This is a genomic window from Hyphomicrobium sp. GJ21, from assembly GCF_001006785.1.
Lineage (GTDB): Bacteria > Pseudomonadota > Alphaproteobacteria > Rhizobiales > Hyphomicrobiaceae > Hyphomicrobium_B.
In genome coordinates this window covers 847,260-864,136 of sequence record NZ_CDHO01000002.1, presented here as the reverse complement: position 1 = coordinate 864,136, position 16,877 = coordinate 847,260, and the positions used below count along the sequence as shown (strand labels likewise).

Sequence of the window (16,877 nt, the reverse complement as noted above, 5' to 3'; positions counted from 1 at the left end):
GTCATGACGATCGATTGCGATCGCAAAGTCCTACCCGAGGCCGTCTCCCGGCCAGTGGCGCTGGAGCCATGCCTTACGACACCAGCGGGCTTCGAGGCAATCGCGACGCTCACGCGGCGGCGCCGGATCATGCTCGTTCTCAACGTCGCGACGTGGGCGATGGTTATGCTCTGGGCGTGCGCGGTCCTCTCAAGCGGAGGGTGGACGTGGGTCGATGGTGCGGTTCTCATCTGCCTCGGGCTCGCGGCCCCTTGGCCGGTTCTGGGCTTCTGGAACGCCGCCATTGGGCTCTGGCAGCTCGGCGGCCGGCGCGATCCCGAGATCGTTCCGCCGCTCGAACGCGACACGCATGTGCCCATCACGGTTAAGACTGCCGTAGTGATGACCTTACGCAACGAAGACCCGGCGCGCGCGCTGAGGCGGCTCAAGATCGTTAAGGATAGTCTCGACCGTACGGGCGAAGGCGCTCAGTTTTCCTATTTCGTGCTGAGCGATACGGATCGCCCCGAGATCGCGAGACGTGAAGAAGATGCGATCGCGCTCTGGCGGGCGAACGATGCAGATCGCGAACGGATCGTGTATCGCCGCCGGGATCACAATCTCGGATTCAAAGCGGGCAACGTCCGTGACTTCGCGACGACGGCGGGGCGCGACTTCGAGCTGATGCTGCCGCTCGATGCCGACAGCCTGATGACCGGCGCGGCGATCCTCGACCTCGTGCGGATCATGCAGCGGCATCCGAAGCTCGGCATACTGCAAAGTCTCGTCGTCGGCACGCCGACCGCTTCGGCGTTCGCGCGCATTTTTCAGTTCGGCATGCGGCTTGGCATGCGGACCTATACGATGGGGCAAGCTTGGTGGGTCGGCGACTGCGGGCCGTTCTGGGGCCACAACGCCGTCGTTCGTATCGTGCCGTTCGTCGAGCATTGCAGGCTGCCGATGCTCGGTGGCAGGCCGCCGTTCGGTGGTCAAATCCTGTCGCATGATCAGGTTGAAGCGGCGCTGATGCGCAAGGGCGGGTTTGAAGTCCGCGTGCTGCCCGTCGAAATCGGGTCGTATGAAGACAATCCACCGAATGCCGCCGCATTCGCGGAGCGCGACACGCGCTGGTGCCACGGCAATTTGCAATACCTGAAGCTCATCGGTCTCAAGGGCCTCGAGCCCGTCAGCCGCTATCAGCTCGCCTGGGCGGTGCTGATGTTTATCGGCGTTCCAGCCTGGATCGTGCTTTTCGGATTACTGCCATTCGTTGCGGCCGATGCGGAGACCGTTCCGGATTTTCCCGTTGGCTCCGCGGTCGCGTTGTCTTTGACGCTGTTGGCGATGAACCTCGCGCCAAAGCTTTCGGCAGCGTTGAACGTGATGCTGACGCCCGGTGAGGTTGGGCGGTTCGGCGGCGGGGCGCGATTTGTTCTCGGGGCAGGACTTGAGCTTTTGTTCTCGGTGTTCCTGTCGGCGGCAACGTCGCTTCGGACGATGCTGTTCATGATCGGGCTTCTGTTCGGTCGATCGAATGGATGGACGACCCAGTTGCGAGATAGCGGCGAGCTTCCGTGGGCTGAGGCGGCGTCGCGCTTTTGGCCACATGCTCTGTTCGGGCTCATTCTGAGTTTCGCCTTCGCGATTTTTGCGCCGCATGTGCTGTTCTGGAGTTTGCCGCTGGCTTTCTGCTTCCTCGCTGCGATCCCATTTGCCGTTCTGACGGCCAGTCCTGCCGTGGGAGACTTCCTGCGCCGGCATGGCATTGCGGCGATTCCGGAGGATATTACGCCGCCGCCGGAAATTCGCGCGCTGCAGTCGACAGATGGGGCGTGAGCGATGGTCTCGCGTGCCCTACAAGGCGTGTTTCGCTCGCTCCGAATTTACCAGGGGCCGGATGCGCCGCGCGCTGCGATGGACGCGCTCTATCGCCAATTTATCGAGCCGGGCGATCTCGTGTTCGATGTCGGTGCGCATGTCGGCGACCGCGTCTCGTCTTTTCGGCGTCTCGGCGCGCGTGTCATCGCCATCGAGCCGCAATCGCTGCTGGTCGATGTCCTGACGCACATTCATGGCCGGGACGCGAATGTGATCATCGTGCCGCGCGCGCTGGGTGCCCGGAGCGGGCGACAGGCGTTTCATCTCAATACGGACAATCCGACGGTATCGACGATTTCGGACGCGTTTTTGCAGCGTGCCGAGGATGCTCCGGGCTGGGAAGGGCAGCATTGGGACGACGACGTCGATGTCGATGTGGTGACACTCGATGCGCTGCTCGCGCGCTTCGGCGTTCCCGTCTTCATCAAGATCGACGTCGAAGGCTACGAGGATGCGGTGCTTCGCGGCCTATCGCGTCCGGTGAAAGCTTTGTCATTCGAATTTACGACGATCATGCGAGATACGGCGATCGCGTGCATCGAACGATTGGCGCTGCTCGGCGATTATCGCTACAACTTTGCGCTCGGAGAAACCCAGCGTCTCAGTTTTGAAAATTGGCTTTCGGATGCCGACATGGCGAAGCATCTTTTCAATTTACCGCATGAGGCAAATTCGGGCGACGTCTATGCAAGGCTCGCCTCAGACGTTTAAGACGGTGACACCCTTCCAACCGGAGTACCTAAATGCCGTTGCGCTTACGTTCCCTTCTTCTCTCGTTTCTGCTCGCCGTGCCGCTTCTGACGGCGGCGCAGTCTGCATCTCTCGACGGTCTCGGGGTCGATGTGAAAAACGAGAGCGAACCGGTGCTCTGCGCGGAGAAGGACAACGTCGCCATTTCGTTCGCGAACGAAAACGTCAGCGCGTTCCGCATCGAGGCCGCGCATCCGGTCTATCTGTCTTCCGCCATGCGCAACAATATCGAGCCTGATTGGACGGCGTGCGACATGGCTTCGGACCCGAATTTCAAACCGGCGAGCGAGCCGAGGAAAGTCACGCTGTACGAAGATCCTTCGGTGTGGGTCATCGGATATACGTTCCCGACGTTCTGGCGTCCGGCGACCGCCAAGGTGCGCATCGGCGACCGCGTCGAGGACAACATCCACATGCTGCAGTTCTGGATTCGCGGGACCGACAGCGCGGAAGAAGTTCTCGTGCTCTATCCGCAAGACGGATACTGGCGTCCGCGTCCCATGACGCCCGACAACATCCGCATGACCGCTTATGGCTCCTCGTTCCTGATCGGACCGATCCAACACGATGTCCGTCCGCTGGTGAACATCGAAGACGTGACGATCGATCCCAAGAAGCGATCCTTTCAATTGAAGTTCGTGAAAGGCGGATCGGCGACGCTCAAGATCGCAAACGTCGATATGAACCGCATCGCGCTCGATGTTTCGTTCGATAAGGGAATTTCCGGCGGGCCGTTCGCCATGCTGCGTTCGATGTACGTCACGGAATTCAACAACGATACGGCGCGTATTGCGGTTCGCGAGCACGGCGCGAAAGGCTGGCGCGAAGACAACATCATGAAATTCGATCATGCCCGCGCGAGCGACATCTGGATCGGTCGTCTGACGCCGTCGCAGCACAACACGACGTCACCCGATCTGGTATTCAACAGCTTCTCGGAAGATCAGACGCCGAAGCGGCCGAAGAACGAAGCTCCGCCGCCGCCGGAAGCAACGCCGTAAATAACGGACATAAGGCCGAGCCTGTCGTCTACCAGACGAGCTCGGCCATCGCGCCGATCGCGGGCGGCGAGCCCGGCACGAACAGCTCTTGCAGCCGCTTCGGCGACAAGCTGATCTCATCCATCGTCTCGTGACGATGGATGCCTGACGCGATGAAGAGAGCGTCGCAGCCGAAGTTCTCGGCGCCCTTCATGTCGGTGCGCAAAGAGTCACCGATGACGAGGATTTTCTCGCGCGCCACGTTGCGATCGCGCAGCGCTTCGGCCTTGGCGTGCGCCGTCTCGTAAGCATTGAGATGCGGCTTGCCCGCCCAGAATACCGGGCCGCCCATTTGCGCGTAGAGATCGGCAATGGCGCCGGCGCAATAGAGCAGCGTGCCGCCGACATCGACGACAAAGTCGGGATTGGCGCAAACGAACGGTAGGTTGTGCTGCAATGCCTGCTGCAAGAGCGGACGATAGTCGTCGGGAACTTCGCTGCGATCGAAATTCAATCCCGAGCAGATGATCGCTTCGGCTTCCGCGAGAGGCACGGACCGCGCGGTCAATGCCTGGAACAGGGCGGCGTCGCGATCCTGCGGTCCGATGCAATAGAGGCGCTCAAAGCGCCGCTCGTTGACGTGCGCGAGCGCGATGTCGCCCGAGGACACGATGTCGTCCCATGCCGACGTTGGTACGTTGCGCGTTTCCAATGTTTCGGCGACGCGCTGCTTCGGAACCGGCGCGTTCGAAACGAGAATGACCGTCCCGCCGTTGCCGCGAAATTTCGTGAGCGCGGAGCATGCGCCTTCGAAGGCAGTCAATCCGTTATGAACGACGCCCCAGATGTCACAGAAAATCACGTCGTATCGCGCCAGGAGCGGCGCGGCGTTGGCGAGTGTCGGGGGCGGTGCGACGGTGTTTGCTTGCGACGGCAATAGAGCCTCATTGGCCAGGTCGACTGGCCTCGTCATCGGGTGGTTAAGGGAAAACTGAAGATCAAGCGATCCGCAGCGCGATGGCTGAGGCATTAGCCTCGGTAAGAGGCATTATCAAGCTCGTTTCCCTTTGATTGGAAATGCCGGCGTTGCAGGCATTCTCAATAGCCCGTCAACGCGCCGTTATTTGTGCCCCGTAGGCTCACCGCCGCGATCATCTATTGAAAATTCTGAGACTAACCCGGCTGCGTCAAAAGCTGTGCGGCTGGTCCGGAATTCGCGCTGCCGTGGCGTCGCCGATCTTTATTTTGCCACTAGAATCACGAGTTTTCGTAAGGGGTTCTAGGAGCGAGAAATAAATGACTCGAATACATCAAAATGTTGATGAGATGCTCGTCCGGCTGACGGAAGAAGCACAGGGCGAGATGGAATTGATCCGGGCCCTTGGCGATGCGATCCGTCGCGTCGATGAGCAATTGCTCCGGGAAGTGCGCAACGTGACGATCCAGCACGAAATGCGCCGTGAGGCGATCGTTGGCGAATTGCAGACGCTTGCGACGCGGCTTTGCGCTTTGCCTGCACGGAACGCTGCGCGTGCGACTGTTGCGGCGATCGATCAGCAGCGGCCCTACGAGCATCCCGAGGTCGAGAACACCGCCGGCGGCGCTGACTGGCGCGAGGCGGCGCAGAATATCAATGATGATTTTGAGTTTACGTTTCAGGAGCCGCGGCACTGAGTTCAGCGCCGCGAAGATCTCACCGGTTCGTCATATTCATGAGGGGCGGCGCTTGGCGTCGTCCCCTTTTTTATTGCGCAGACTATGTCAGCGCTGCTGGTGCTCGCCGCACGTCAGCCAGAGCGGATTGAACCAGCGATCGGCGGGGCCGTCATAGGGCAGGCGCGTTACGTCCCAATGGCTGACGTAGCGTGCATAGATGTCCCACACCGGAGGACCGCCGCCGATGAAGACGACGCGGCCGGAATAGTGTTTCAGCGTCTGCTCGGGGTCCATGTGCGAGCGCAGAACTTCAATCGTCCGATCCGCGAATGCAAACTTCGGTACGCTTGCGATGGTTTTAGGGCCTGCAAGGAGAACGTGGCCGCGGGTGATGTCGAAGAAGCGCGCCACGTCGGCGACATACTCCGGTGACGGATTACCCTCCCACGGCAGAACCCCGTCGAGCCCGAGTTGTCCCGATTGGCCGATTGCGCAAATGACCCTGACCACTGTCTGTTCCACGAACTCATCCTTCGATCGAATGGCGTCTATCGCAGCGTTCCTGGACGTTCGCCGGATCGGCTTCTTTTTTGCTGACGTTACAGGAAAGTAAATAGGTAATTCGGAACCAACGTGTCTCAATTTACTTGTGAAGCTGTGACCGGCGCATGCTGCTGGCCGTCTCCCGCTACGTTCGAAAGCCCTCGAATTCGTCTCTCGCACTGTCTCTCAAATTTCCGGCTTCCAGCGCCTGCTCGTCCGTGTTGGTTTCAAGGAGTGATCGGGATGACATCTCATAAGACAGCCCGGCGTGCCGGGGCTCTGCTTGGCGTTCTGCTGGCCTTTACATCGAGCGTCGCCAATGCGGCCATCCCTGCGTCGTCCAAGGCGGTCAAAGACGAGGGTGGGAAGTACTTCGACGCCAAAGGTGACCCGACTTACAAGATTTCTCCGGATGGCAAGGTCGACTGGTATACGTTCTCGGGCTTCCGGCGCTACAACGGGACGTGCGACGTCTGCCACGGGCCGGACGGCGCGGGTTCGAGCTTCGGTCCGGATCTGACGGATGCGCTGAAATCGCTCAGCTACTCGGATTTTCTAGGCATCGTTTCCGGCGGCAAGCAGGACGTCAACACAGCTCAGACGTTGGTCATGCCGGCGTTTGGCACAAACAAAAACGTCATGTGTTATCTCGACGACATTTACATCTATCTGCGCGCCCGTTCGGATGGCGCGCTCGGTCGCGGCAGGCCCCAGTCGCATGAAGACAAATCGAAAGAGGCGACCGATTTCGAAAACAGCTGCATGGGGCCATAAGGGAGACACGGGCCGGGACCGTTCACCAGAGCAGATAGCGGATGGCCATGTCCGTCAGGCGGTTGAATGGCGGACGGAGCAGGCCGCCGAAATTCCAGCGCGACTGAACGAAGATGCCCTTGGCGTGGCTGAAGGATTTGAAGCCTTCCGGCCCGTGATAAGCGCCCATACCGCTGCTGCCAATGCCGCCGAACGGAAGCGCGTTCTGGACGTAATGCATCAGCGTGTCGTTGACCGTCACGTTACCTGAGGTTGTGCGTGTCAGTACGCTGCGGCGCGTCTCTCCGTCGCCGCCGAAGTAATAGAGCGCCAGCGGCCGCGGCCGGTCATTGATGAAAGAGATCGCGGTTTCGATATCGCGATACGTCACGATGGGCAGCAGCGGTCCGAAGATTTCTTCGCGCATCACGGCCATGTCGTCCGTTACGCCGAGGATTGCGACCGGAGCAAGCTTGCGGCTTTGGGCACCGGCGCCGGAGGCCGATGCGACGTCGACGATGCGCGCGCCTTTCTTTTTCGCGTCGGTGATGAGATCGCGCAGCCGTTCGAGATGGCGCATGCTGATCACCGACGTGTAGGTGTCGCTACCGATGCCGTTGGGATAGAGCTTAGCGATGGCTTCGCGATAGGCGCTGAGAAATGCCTCGGCGTGCTCGTCCTTCACGAGAACGTAGTCTGGCGCGATGCAGGTTTGTCCGGCGTTTGCGAGTTTGCCATAGGCGATGCGCGTCGCAGCCGTTTCCAAATCCGCATCCGGGCCGAGAACGACCGGCGATTTTCCGCCGAGTTCAAGCGTGACGGGGACGAGATTTTCCGCGGCCTTTTTCATTACGAACTTGCCGACGGCCGTGCTGCCCGTGAACGCGAGGTGATCGAAGGGAAGGCTTGCGAACGTCGCGCCGACATCGGCGCCACCGGTGACGACAGCGACGCGATCTTCTCCGTAAAGCTCGTCCAGCATTCGCTTCAGAAACGTCGACGTCGCGGGTGCAAGCTCGGACGGTTTCAGCATCACGCGATTGCCGGCTGCAAGGGCTGTCGCGAGAGGGATCAACGCCAGTGAGAGCGGATAATTCCAGGGCGAGATAATTCCAACGACACCGAGCGGCTGTTGCACGACATAGGCGCGGGCGCCGGCGAAATGGATCGCCACGCGGCGACGTTCGGGACGCATCCAGGCTTTGAGATTGCGTCTCAGGTAATTGATAGTCTGGACGATGGGCACCAATTCCATGATGCGCGTTTCATAGGCGGACCGGTTGCCGAAGTCGGCATTCAATGCGGCTTCGATTTCGCTGCTCCGCGCGAGCACGACGGTTTTGAGTTTCTTGAGGTCGGCTTTGCGTTGCGCAAGCGAGGGCGCGCCATCGCGATCGAACGCAGCCCGTTGTCTCGACAAAATCCGGCTCAGCAGGAATTCGTCTTTAACGAGGACTTGGGCTGTCATCAAAAACCTGTCTCCCAAAGCAGGTTAGGTGGGCGGGAAACGCGCCGGGCGATAAGCCATCGTTGGCAGGATCGGTTCCCTCGTGCGCGTGCGCGGCTCGCCCCGCTTTAACCATGCTGATGGTCACAAGCAAGCTGCGGTCAGGCAACAGATTTGTTTGCAGGATTGGCGAAATGACGGCGCTGCGGAAGCAGGCGACGGCGCACGGCTAATGCTCTCAATTTGCATACGCGTGCGGCCGTGACGCACACGTCACGCGAAAGAGTGTCTGGAATTTTCGACGAGCAGGAGAGGCGCTGGTGCGATTATCGTCTCAAGCCGCGATATCGAGGGACCCTAAGACCCACTTCTCATAATCGCTGCTCAGATCCTCGATCCATTCGGACGGGAAAACCGCTGGTTCGCTGTGCTGCGCTGGTTTGGCCGGCAGGATGACATGAATCTGCTTGTAGCCGTTTTGCATCGGGGGCGAGCTGATGCTGCCGCCGAGATGTCCAATGGCGAGCGCTGCCTTCAGGAGGTCGCTCGCATGCTTGGGCGTCACCTGCATGGCGGGCGTAAAGAGCACGGAATCCTGCAGCGCCTTGCCGGGTTCGCAGTTGCGCGTTTCGAGATGGATGGTCGCCTCGCCCTTATCGTTGTGGCTGAGGTTGACCTGCAGAATGCTTCCTGGGGCGGCCCAGCGGCTCGCCGGTTCCATCAACCGCTGCAGGATGGACTGCACGACAAAGGGACTTGTCCCGACGACGATGGATGCCACGTCGCTGAGAATGCGGACGTGGTTTTCGCCGTGCTCTTCGTTGATGCTATCGGCGCAGGCGTTGGCGATGGCGACGATGTCTGCCGTTGCGCCCGCGTCGTTGTTCGCGAACAGCGCGCGGTCCATGAGATCTTCGGTCAGGTTGATGGCGCGCTGCGTCTCATCGACGGGAATGCGCCAATGGTCCTGGACTCTGAGCTGTGACCATTGCTTGCGGACGATCGAGCGCCAGCACGGCTCGGCCAATGCGTCCTTGAGGTAATGGTACATCGTCAGCGGCGCGTTGTTGTAGGGCAGCGTGCCCGCCATGACCGCCAGTCCGTTCATGCGGTCGCGCAGAAGCGTGCGGTGCAGAGCGCTCAGCTTGTCGCGCAGAAGCATGTCGTATTCGTTCTTCAGCAGGAAGAACGTGATCGCTTGATCGATTTCCGCTTCGAGGACGCGCAGGTCCCAGGGCTTCGAAATGTAGCGAAGGATCTCGCCCTTGTTGACCGCGTCGATGGCGCTGTCGAGATCGGCATAGGCCGTCGTCAACATGCGGATGATATCCGGGCGTTCGCTCCGGATGCGGTTGAGCAGGCTGACGCCGCTGCGGCCCGGCATGCGCTGGTCGGTGATCACAAGTCCGATGTTGTGATTGCCGGAAAGAACGAGCGCTTCGGCTTCATCGGCGCTCGTTGCGGTCAAGACGTCGTATTTGGTTCCGAATGCCTTCTTGAAATACTTAACTGCCTGCGGCTCGTCATCGACGATCAATATTTCGACAGGTTGATCAATACGAAACGAGTCCATGAGGGACCTGGTCTTCTTTCTCTGACGAAAGCGGCAGATTGAATCGGAACTCGGTCCAGTCTCCTAGGGAACTCTTAACACTCAATGAACCACCGTGATTCGCGATGATCCGATGGCTGACGGCCAGCCCGAGCCCCATGCCCTCGCCAACGTCCTTCGTCGAGAAGAACGGGTCGAAGATCTGGCTCTGAATCTTGGGATCGATGCCGGTGCCATTGTCGCGAACTGAGACGAACAGTTCTTTTCCTTGAACCCAGGAGCTGATGCGGATCTCGGGTTGGCGCTTCTCTTCCACGGTGCGGACGGCGGCGACCGCGTTGGCGATGAGGTTAACCAGGACCTGCGTGATCGTCGATTGGGAGCCGAACACCATGCCGTTCTCGCTGATGTCTCGCGTTATGTTTATGCCTTTCTGAACGTGTGCCGTGAAACGGAGCGCGTGGTCGATTGCGGACTCGATCGGGAAGGGGCGCGGATGCTCCGGCTTTTGCGGCGCCGTGAAACCGCGGAGGTCGGTCACCACCCGATGGATGCGGTCGTAGCCGGCCTGGATGTCCTTCATCGTATCGGCTGTATCCGGGTCGCCCTGGATCGTCGGATCGCGGGCGGCGAGCTGCAGCGCGGTCCCCATGAAGTTCAGCGGATTGCCGATCTCGTGCAGCAAGCCGGCGGCCATGGTGCCGAGGGCGCTGAGGCGGGCGTTCTGGACGAGGGCCGCTTCGGTCTCGCGCAGCTGTTGCAGGCTGTCCTTCAATTCGACGTTGGTGCGCTGGAGGTCGCGTTCCAGCTGGGCGGCGCGGATGAAGTTGGCGATGCGCGAGCGAACTTCGATGCCGCTGAACGGCTTGATGAGGAAGTCGTCGGCGCCGTTCTTCAAGGCGACGATCTTGGCCTCCTCGTCGGCGCGCGCGGTTAGGACGATGATCTTTATGGCGCGCGTTTCGGTGCGTTCCTTCAAGGAACGACAGACTTCGAGGCCGCTGACGCCGGGCAGCATGACGTCGAGGAGGATGAGGTCAGGGTGGGCCGCGCGGGCCTTCTCGAGGGCGCTGATTCCGTCTTCCGCCTCGATGACGCGGTAGGTTTCCCTCAGCATCGTCACGAGATAGCGGCGCATGTCCGGTTCATCGTCGACGACGAGGAGGAGCGGCAACTCGGTCCGTGTATCGGGTGTCGCCGTGGCGGGGATCGGCGCGTCGCGCTGTGCCGGTTTCGCCGGTTCCTCGCCTGCGAGTGCGCGTGCCGACGCCTTGCGGTCGAATGCGCGCAACGGATCGTTGACGAGGCGGTCGGGAGTGGCTTCGGGCCGGCCGGCAAGTTGTTGGCTTTCGGGTGCGGCCTGCGGGAAACGTAGGACGAATGTCGTACCGCGGCCGGAGTCGCTCGATACCGCCACGTCGCCGCCATGCCGGGTGATCAGCTCGCGCACCAAAGCTAGGCCGAGACCCAGGCCCTGGTGTCGCCGCGTTGCGGAGCCGTCGACCTGATAGAACCGGTCGAAGATGTGCGGCAGCTGCTCGGGCGGGATGCCGATGCCGGTGTCGGCGATGCGAACCGTCACCATGTCGCCTTCGTGTGCGGCAGCGACGTCGATGCGTCCTTCGGGCGGAGTAAACTTGATCGCGTTGGCGATGACGTTGCCGATGATCTTTTCGAGCGCATCGGGATCGGCGTCGATCCGAAGGTCGCCTTGCGGCTCCGAAAGGGTCAGCTCGATGCCCTTCATCGCCGCGAGATGCTTCATCGATGCGGTAGTGTGGCTCAAGAAATGCGCCATATCGATCTGCTTCTTGACGAGCGAGGCGCGACCTTCCTCAAGCCGGATCAGACCGAGAATATCGTTGACGAGACGCAGGAGGCGGAGGGCGTTGTTTTCAATGACTTCGAGCAGCTCGGCAGCAGGGGCGCCCAACGACGCGACATCGTTTTTGAGCTTTTCAACCGGCGCGAGGATAAGCGTCAGCGGCGTGCGCAGCTCATGGCTGACGTTTGCGAAGAATTGAGATTTCAGGCGGTCGAGAGCCGACAGCTCCTGATGCTGCGCCTCGAGTTTGTATTTGAGCTGAAACTCGTTAAAGCGGCGACGATAGTTGAAGTGGACCGCCGTCACGGAAATGATGCACGTGAGCACAAGAAAATAGAGGTTATTGAGCAGCGATTTGACGGTGTTCTCGTGCTCAGGCTGAACCGAACAGCCGATGATGTAGATGATGAGCGTCGCGATACAGAGAAGCGTGGCCTCAAACGGCTGCATCGGCGCCAGGACGCCGACGGCAAAAAGAATGAGAAACAGGCCCGTGTAATATGTCGATGCGGCGCCGTCGGTCATCGCGATGATAAGCGCGATCGAGGCAACGGCAATCAATAGTCCGGCCATTGTGAGATAGCGCACGTACTGTGCTGTCTTATCCCAGAAGTGCAAGGCATAGATGACCGCGATCAGAGCCGCGGCCACCAGTCGAATGGCTACGAGCGATAGCAGCTGGTCGGGATAGGAAATGTAGTCGAGCGTGGTGCCCGCCGGAATCAACACGATGCCCAAAATACAGGCCACCTTCGACTGCCTGAGCCGAAGTTCGTGTTCCTCCGCTTCAAAGGCCTGCCGAAGTCTTAGTGTCTCTTCCATAAGCCTAAGCTATTGGCTTAACGATCTCCAAAAAGACGTTAATGCCGGTATCGTCCGTATAAATTTTTGCCGCATTCGGGTCGGGCGCCAGGCGCAACATATCTGACTCGTCCCGCATCACCAGATGCCATTCCATAATATGCTCCATCAAACCTTTCACAGGGTTTGACGAATGAACATTTGTGACGATCACACGACCGCCCGGTTCGCACCACTCGTAGAAAAGCTTGACGAGCTTGGCGCAGACGCGATCCGAAAGGTAGTCGAACAGGCCCGCGCAGTAGACGATGTCATACGTCGGTGAGTTCGCCGGCATTTCGATGGCTTGCCGCAGAAGGTCCTGCACCGATTTGAGGATGTACGTGATCTTCGGGGCTTCGGCCCGTCCCGCGGTGATCGCCTCGATCTGCCGCTTGGCGTAGGCCAGCGTCTCGGCGTTGAAGTCGAGCAGATCGAACGAGAAACGGTGCGCCGATTTGTTTTTCGAAATGAAAAGCTGGAGTTCCTGTACCGGGCCGCAGCCGACATTCAGAATACGCGGGCACTTGTTGCCTTTGGCGGCCTCGTCGGCAGCCTGCTCGAGCATTTTTTCGAGAAGGAAGATGCGATTGCGATGGGCCTGCGGCGGGCCGCCGTTCAAGAGCCACTCATTGACGATCTGGGCATAGGTCGTCTTTCCGCCCCGCTCCTTGCGGAACATCATGTTGACCATCTCGTAGTCGCCGGCATAGCCGAGCGGCTTGGAATAGACGCGGTTGAAGAAGGGCGAGGCCATCATCAACGGCAGCAGATCGCGCTGCGCCAGCTGCTTGTGGTTTTCGACCTCGTCGGCTTCCAGCTGCCGGCAGGCTTCCTCAAGCTCCATGAACAGCGCCGTCAGGCGCGGCATCACGGGGCCTTTGATCTCCTCGAATTTCGCGGCGTCGAGCGGTGTCGGAGACGTCGCCTGCTCGCCTTCGGCGGCGAGATCGACCTGATCGAGCCAAAAGCTCAGATCGCTCAAAAATGATCTGAGGTCGGCGACCTTGAGCTGATAATTGGGGTCGAGCTTATTGAGGCGTTCCCATTCGTCGACGAAACGAGCGACTTCCGATCTCAACAGGGTCGGTTCTGAATCGAAGGTATCGAGAGCCGTCCAATTGTCGACCAGGGTGGCCGAGACGACCACGAGAATGCTCGTCGTTACGACGCCGGTGACGACGGCATCGCCTTGATACACGAGGTTCTTGCCGCGGCGGACGCACAGGTCGCGCAACACTTCGCTCGTCTGAATCGGTGAGAAAGGATTGTAAATCTCGAAGACGATATTTCGTCGGGAAAGCTTGCTGAGTGTCCCCCTTACGATCGTCCCCTGACTGCTCTTAAAGGAGACCGTGCGGTCGATATCTCTCTCGATACGCAATGTCCGCTCCCATTCCCTGTCGATGTGACCCTGCGGTCGAGCTTAGCACATCGTCCAGTTTTGGGGCGTCAGATTAATATCCCGTTTAGATCGTTTTTTAATGTTTTGTTAATGGCTTGCTCGTGGTGCTTCATCGAGCACGCGCGGAAGGCATATCGACGCAGTTTGCGTGCCATTTCTGTTGTCGCTGGAAAACAACAGCTCGCCACCGAATGCCCAGAGTGCGCTTCTGCTGATGCGTTCGCTGTGGGGGCTGACAACGCCATGTTTTGCGACCGCGGCTGAGGTGATCCTCACCTCGTTGCGATCGCGCCCGCGGACGAACTCGATCCGAATGCCGGAGCGGCCGTCGTGCAGGCTTTCGGTCGCGCTCTGAAGCAGGGACGACAAAACGAACGCCACCACTTGCTTGGGCATGCGGTATTGGAAATCGTGGCGGGCATCGAGTTCGATGATTTTGCGGTTCGAACGCCTGCCGATGTTCTCAAGCGTCTCGGCGGCCGTTTCCGCCATCGAATAGGTCTTCATATTGACCAGGTCGGAGAGGCTTTCGCTGAGCGCGGTGATCGGCTCGGAGAGAGCTTTGCAATATGCGATATCGCGATGCATCTGGTCGGCCGCAGCGGCGAGCTTGCCGTCGCGATATCGCGCGGGCCAATTGGAATTCTGCGACATCCCATGCAGCGAGGTGGGAATAGGCTGCATTCCCGTGAGCGCCGAGATGCTGGTCGCGGCGGATTCGAGCGATTTAAGCGGTCGCGAGAGTTCTCGCGAAAGAACGGCCAACAATTCGACGCTCGCATTGTGAGCATCAGTGCTTTGATCGTTGCCGAGGGAGGGTACGGCTGCCTCACTGATGAAGGCTTCGCCGTGCAGGGCGTCCTTCATTGCGGCGCATAATTCGTCCAGGTCCCAGGGTTTCGGAACGAAGCGGTGGATGGCGGCCCCGTTGATGGCCTGTTCGAGATCGATGTTGGCGTAGGCGCTGGTCAGGATGCGGACCGTCGAGGGCCACGATTTGCGGACGTCGCTCAGGAACGCGACGCCGCTGTCGCGCGGCATGCGCTCGTCGCTGACGACGACGGAAATGTCGTCACCCTTTGTTTCGAGGATCTTCAGCGCGGCTTCCGGCGAGTCCGCCGTCACGACGTTCGCGTATTTGCCGACCGAGGCTTTGAAGTACTTGAGGGAGAGGGGTTCATCGTCGACGAACAGGATCGTTCCGGCGCGGACCGCCTCGTTTGCATGCTTGACGTTCATCGGAATAGCCTTCCGGCGTGTTAGATGCGCGAGCCAAGTTCACTCTCGACCGGTTAAATCGGAGTCTATGCAATAGGGAACAATGCGTCATTGCGGCGGGATTTGTCGGTAATCTGCCGTAAGATTAAATAAAGCTATCACGCTGATCCGCGATGGAGCAGCCGCGCACCCGCAGCTGTCGGCTGGCACCTTAAGCCGGGCGTTGGGATTTAGACGCTCAGGAGCAGGTGTTCGCGTTCCCACGGGCTGATGACACGCATGAATTCCTCGAACTCGCTGCGCTTCAGCGCCAGATAAACGTGCGAGAAGCGCTTGCCCAGAACCTCGTGAAGCTCGTTGCTTTCCTCGAAGGCCGTCAGGGATTCCAGCAGACCGCGTGGCAACTGGCGATCGTTGCGATAGGCGTTGCCGACGACGGCCGCACGCGGCTCGATCGCGTTTTTCATGCCGAGATAGCCGCATGCGAGGCTCGCAGCGAGCGCGAGATAGGGGTTCGAGTCGGCGCCTGCGAGCCGGTTTTCGACGCGGCGTGCGGTGTCGGGGGAAATCGGAATGCGCAATCCGGCGGACCGGTTGTCGTAACCCCATTCGACATTGATCGGGGCCGCACCATTCGGCACGAGGCGACGATAAGAATTCACGTACGGTGCGAACAGGCACATCGCATCCGGCAGGTAGGTCTGCTGGCCGCCGATGAAGTTAAAAAAGAGCTTGCTCGGTTCGCCGTTGCCGAGCGTGAAAATGTTCTTGCCGGTCTTGATGTCCACGATGCTCTGGTGAACGTGCATCGCGCTTCCCGGCTCGTTGGCCAGCGGCTTCGCCATGAACGTCGCGTAGCAGTTGTGCGTGAAGGCGGCTTCGCGGATCGTGCGCTTGAATAGAAAGACCTGGTCGGCAAGATCGACCGGGTCGCCGTGCAGCAGGTTGATCTCGAGCTGCGCCGCGCCGCCTTCCTGAATGATCGTGTCGATCTTCAGATACTGGCGCTCGGCGAATTCATAGATGTCGTCGACGATCTTGTCGTATTCGTCGACCGCGCCAAGGCTGTAGGCTTGGCGGCCCGCGCCGGGTCTGCCGGATCGTCCGGTCGGCGGTTCGAGCGGATAGTCGGGATCGGGGTTCGTCTTCGTGAGATAGAATTCCAGCTCCGGCGCGACGACCGGACGCCAGCCTTCTTTCTCGTAAAGCTCGACGATGTGTTTCAGCACATTGCGCGGCGCGATTTCGACCGGACCGCCGCTCTGCCAGAGCGCGTCGTGGATGACCTGAGCCGTCGGACTCGACGCCCACGGTGCGGGACGGATCGTCGAAAGATCCGGCACCATCATCAGATCGCTTTCGGCGTAAAGCTGCTGGCCGTCTTCCTCGAAGCCGACGTAGTCGCCCGTGATCGTCTGATGAAAGATCGAGATCGGCAGATGCACCGCGTCGAGCTTGACGAATTTCTCCGCTGGCATCGTCTTGCCGCGCGCGACGCCCGCAATGTCGGGAACCGCGCAATCGATTTCTTCGATGCGATGCTGGCGCAGCCAATGGCGCAGAGTCTCGGGCGTCGAGCCGACGCCGAACTCGCCGTCCTCGCTGGGTGTCCCTCCAAGTGGGGCAGTCATGATGGCACCTGGGTGTTTCGATTGGAACGGTGTCGAACGAAGCGGCGTCAATTACGGGCGTCGTCCGAGCCGCCAGGGTACGGATCGCAGAGGAGCATCTCCACGGATCATCGTCCTGTCGACCTTAAGACTAGGACAGCCGGCAGGCTTAACGGAGCCCCTGCCGTCCATTTTCTATAGTCATCATAAACGTGCCGGAAGCTCAAGGCCGGGTGCTATGCAGCGCGTCGACAAAATATGACAGTCTTCCTTCCCGATGCGCTTGACACTTCGAGCGACCTATGTCGCGCGCACTGTGACTTCAGATTAGGCAAAGGCATGTGCATTTTGCTGCGCGGAGGTTGTTGTGCTTCGCATTTTTCCTGCGCAGAATAGTCGGCGTTTAGCATAGGCCGTGCGACGCGCCACCGCCATTCCGCT

Annotated in this window: 13 protein-coding genes; 5 read left to right on the top strand and 8 right to left on the bottom strand. The window is 60.0% G+C overall.

The genetic code is table 11. The features are described 5' to 3' along the window. Window positions 1-3: 3 nt before the first annotated feature. Genes mdoH through HYPGJ_RS07125 form a run of 3 tightly spaced genes read left to right on the top strand, consistent with a single transcriptional unit; the run spans window position 4 to window position 3,608 of the window. Window positions 4-1,815, top strand: a complete 1,812-nt coding sequence (gene mdoH, locus HYPGJ_RS07135; RefSeq protein ID WP_083984049.1) for a glucans biosynthesis glucosyltransferase MdoH — start codon at window positions 4-6, stop codon at window positions 1,813-1,815. Between the two features lie 3 nt (window positions 1,816-1,818). After that, a complete protein-coding gene (locus HYPGJ_RS07130) occupies window positions 1,819-2,568 on the top strand; it encodes an FkbM family methyltransferase (protein ID WP_046846489.1) in 750 nt (249 codons plus the stop codon). 32 nt (window positions 2,569-2,600) lie between these two features. Continuing rightward, window positions 2,601-3,608 carry a hypothetical protein gene (locus HYPGJ_RS07125; protein WP_046846488.1) on the top strand — a complete coding sequence of 336 codons (1,008 nt, stop codon included), beginning with the start codon at window positions 2,601-2,603 and terminating at the stop codon, window positions 3,606-3,608. A gap of 28 nt (window positions 3,609-3,636) precedes the next feature. Here the strand turns inward: HYPGJ_RS07125 and HYPGJ_RS07120 are convergent, their stop codons facing one another. Further along, complete coding sequence (locus tag HYPGJ_RS07120) at window positions 3,637-4,524, bottom strand: TIGR01459 family HAD-type hydrolase (RefSeq protein WP_046846776.1); 888 nt, start codon at window positions 4,522-4,524, stop codon at window positions 3,637-3,639. A gap of 359 nt (window positions 4,525-4,883) precedes the next feature. Between HYPGJ_RS07120 and HYPGJ_RS07115 the strand changes: the two genes are divergently transcribed. Continuing rightward, the gene (locus HYPGJ_RS07115) at window positions 4,884-5,261 is read left to right on the top strand and encodes a hypothetical protein (RefSeq protein WP_046846487.1); all 378 of its coding nucleotides are present in this window, start codon (window positions 4,884-4,886) and stop codon (window positions 5,259-5,261) included. An 87-nt stretch (window positions 5,262-5,348) separates the two neighbouring features. Here HYPGJ_RS07115 and HYPGJ_RS07110 read toward each other — a convergent pair whose 3' ends face one another. Continuing rightward, window positions 5,349-5,765: a dihydrofolate reductase gene (locus HYPGJ_RS07110; RefSeq protein ID WP_046846486.1), complete on the bottom strand. Its 417-nt coding sequence runs from the start codon at window positions 5,763-5,765 to the stop codon at window positions 5,349-5,351. Window positions 5,766-6,029: 264 nt separating this feature from the next. On the opposite strand from HYPGJ_RS07110, the gene HYPGJ_RS07105 reads away from it, so the two are divergent. Further along, window positions 6,030-6,560 carry a c-type cytochrome, methanol metabolism-related gene (locus HYPGJ_RS07105; RefSeq protein WP_046846485.1) on the top strand — a complete coding sequence of 177 codons (531 nt, stop codon included), beginning with the start codon at window positions 6,030-6,032 and terminating at the stop codon, window positions 6,558-6,560. A gap of 22 nt (window positions 6,561-6,582) precedes the next feature. On the opposite strand, the gene HYPGJ_RS07100 is transcribed toward HYPGJ_RS07105, so the two are convergent. The 6 genes from HYPGJ_RS07100 to HYPGJ_RS07075 all read right to left on the bottom strand — a co-directional run bounded on the left by HYPGJ_RS07100 (window position 6,583) and on the right by HYPGJ_RS07075 (window position 16,457). Then, the gene (locus tag HYPGJ_RS07100) at window positions 6,583-8,007 is read right to left on the bottom strand and encodes a coniferyl aldehyde dehydrogenase (protein WP_046846484.1); all 1,425 of its coding nucleotides are present in this window, start codon (window positions 8,005-8,007) and stop codon (window positions 6,583-6,585) included. 313 nt (window positions 8,008-8,320) lie between these two features. Next, the gene (locus tag HYPGJ_RS07095) at window positions 8,321-9,559 is read right to left on the bottom strand and encodes a response regulator (RefSeq protein WP_046846483.1); all 1,239 of its coding nucleotides are present in this window, start codon (window positions 9,557-9,559) and stop codon (window positions 8,321-8,323) included. After that, the gene (locus HYPGJ_RS07090; RefSeq protein WP_244466031.1) at window positions 9,540-12,113 is read right to left on the bottom strand and encodes an ATP-binding protein; all 2,574 of its coding nucleotides are present in this window, start codon (window positions 12,111-12,113) and stop codon (window positions 9,540-9,542) included. The genes HYPGJ_RS07095 and HYPGJ_RS07090 overlap by 20 nt, the downstream gene beginning before the upstream one ends. Before the next feature lie 76 nt (window positions 12,114-12,189). After that, window positions 12,190-13,587, bottom strand: coding sequence for a class I SAM-dependent methyltransferase (locus tag HYPGJ_RS07085; RefSeq protein WP_046846481.1), 1,398 nt, complete (start codon window positions 13,585-13,587; stop codon window positions 12,190-12,192). Between the two features lie 108 nt (window positions 13,588-13,695). Then, a complete protein-coding gene (locus HYPGJ_RS07080; protein WP_046846480.1) occupies window positions 13,696-14,847 on the bottom strand; it encodes a response regulator in 1,152 nt (383 codons plus the stop codon). A 209-nt stretch (window positions 14,848-15,056) separates the two neighbouring features. Beyond that, entirely contained in the window at window positions 15,057-16,457 is a 1,401-nt protein-coding gene (locus tag HYPGJ_RS07075; protein ID WP_046846479.1) for a glutamine synthetase family protein, read from the bottom strand. Window positions 16,458-16,877 lie beyond the last annotated feature (420 nt).

Bases quoted from the DNA above. Each gene is read 5' to 3' on its own strand.
- mdoH (WP_083984049.1), top strand. From the start codon at position 4: ATGACGATCGATTGCGATCGCAAAGTCCTACCCGAGGCCGTCTCCCGG.
- HYPGJ_RS07130 (WP_046846489.1), top strand. From the start codon at position 1,819: ATGGTCTCGCGTGCCCTACAAGGCGTGTTTCGCTCGCTCCGAATTTAC.
- HYPGJ_RS07125 (WP_046846488.1), top strand. From the start codon at position 2,601: ATGCCGTTGCGCTTACGTTCCCTTCTTCTCTCGTTTCTGCTCGCCGTG.
- HYPGJ_RS07115 (WP_046846487.1), top strand. From the start codon at position 4,884: ATGACTCGAATACATCAAAATGTTGATGAGATGCTCGTCCGGCTGACG.
- HYPGJ_RS07105 (WP_046846485.1), top strand. From the start codon at position 6,030: ATGACATCTCATAAGACAGCCCGGCGTGCCGGGGCTCTGCTTGGCGTT.
- HYPGJ_RS07100 (WP_046846484.1), bottom strand. From the start codon at position 8,007: ATGACAGCCCAAGTCCTCGTTAAAGACGAATTCCTGCTGAGCCGGATT.
- HYPGJ_RS07095 (WP_046846483.1), bottom strand. From the start codon at position 9,559: ATGGACTCGTTTCGTATTGATCAACCTGTCGAAATATTGATCGTCGAT.
- HYPGJ_RS07080 (WP_046846480.1), bottom strand. From the start codon at position 14,847: ATGAACGTCAAGCATGCAAACGAGGCGGTCCGCGCCGGAACGATCCTG.
- HYPGJ_RS07075 (WP_046846479.1), bottom strand. From the start codon at position 16,457: ATGACTGCCCCACTTGGAGGGACACCCAGCGAGGACGGCGAGTTCGGC.